The following is a 1087-nucleotide window of genomic DNA, read 5'->3' as shown; positions in this document are numbered from 1 at the left end:
GGTCCCAGGCGTCCTCGAAGGCCCGGACGGTGTTCGGGTTTTTCTTCCCTAGCTCCGAGGCCGCGAATTCCTCCAACGCTGCCCGCGCCGCGGGCTCGTTCGGGGCCTGATAAACGGCTTTGAGAGCAGCCGCGACGGCTTTACGCTGCCCGTAGGACACGAACCGCATCGAAGCCCTGATCAGGTGGACCACGCAGGTCTGCACGAGCGAATCGGGCCAGGTCGCTTCGATCGCCTCGGGGAACCCGGTGAGCCCATCGCAGCACACGATCAGCACGTCCTTCACACCCCGGTTGGCCAGCTCGGCGCAGACACCGGCCCAGAACTTCGCACCCTCGGTGGCTTGGACCCAGATGCCCAGGACGTGCTTGATTCCTTCCATATCGACCCCGACGGCTATGTGGGCGGCTTTGTTGCGTACGTGCGCTCCGTCGCGGACCTTGACCACAATCGCGTCGAGGTAGATGACCGGGTAGAAGGCCTCCAGCGGCCGGCGCTGCCAGGCGGTAACCTCCTCGAGGACTTCATCGGTGATTTTCGAGATCGTTTCGCGGCTGATTTCCGTGCCGATCGTGGACACGAGGTGATGTTCGATATCACGCACCGTCATCCCACCGGCATAAAGGCTCACGATCATCTCGTCCAGCCCGCCCAGGCGCCTGGAGCCCTTCGGAACCAGGGACGGGGTGAACGTGCCGTCCCGATCCCGCGGAATGGCCAATTCAACGTCCCCGACCGCGGTCCCCACGGTCTTCGGAAAGGCACCATTGCGTGAGTTCGGAAACAACCCCGCGTCCGGGTCACCCTTGTCATACCCCAGATGATCACCAAGCTCGGCCTGCAGACCCCGTTCCAGACCCGCCTTGATCAGCCGCTGAATCAGACCGTCTTTGCCTTCGAGCTCGACCTGCCCGGCATCAATCATGGAATACAACTCATTCAGGGCACCCGAGGCCTCCAACGCCTCCACACCCTCACGCTGTGAACGTCTGCGCTCCTCACGAGCTTCCTTATCAATCATGGACATCAGTATCACGGCTTCCTACTAAGGATCACCCTGCCCTTACACAAACAATTTGACACCCTC

General features: G+C 61.8%; 1 protein-coding gene. It reads right to left on the bottom strand.

The genetic code is table 11. The features are described 5' to 3' along the window. Positions 1-1027 (bottom strand): IS256 family transposase (locus ACX80G_RS17110; protein ID WP_459309220.1); only part of this gene is annotated, 1027 nt, incomplete at its 3' end. Positions 1028-1087: the final 60 nt, after the last annotated feature.

The organism is Arthrobacter glycogeni (assembly GCF_054510815.1).
This window is presented reverse-complemented; position numbering and strand designations above follow the sequence as displayed.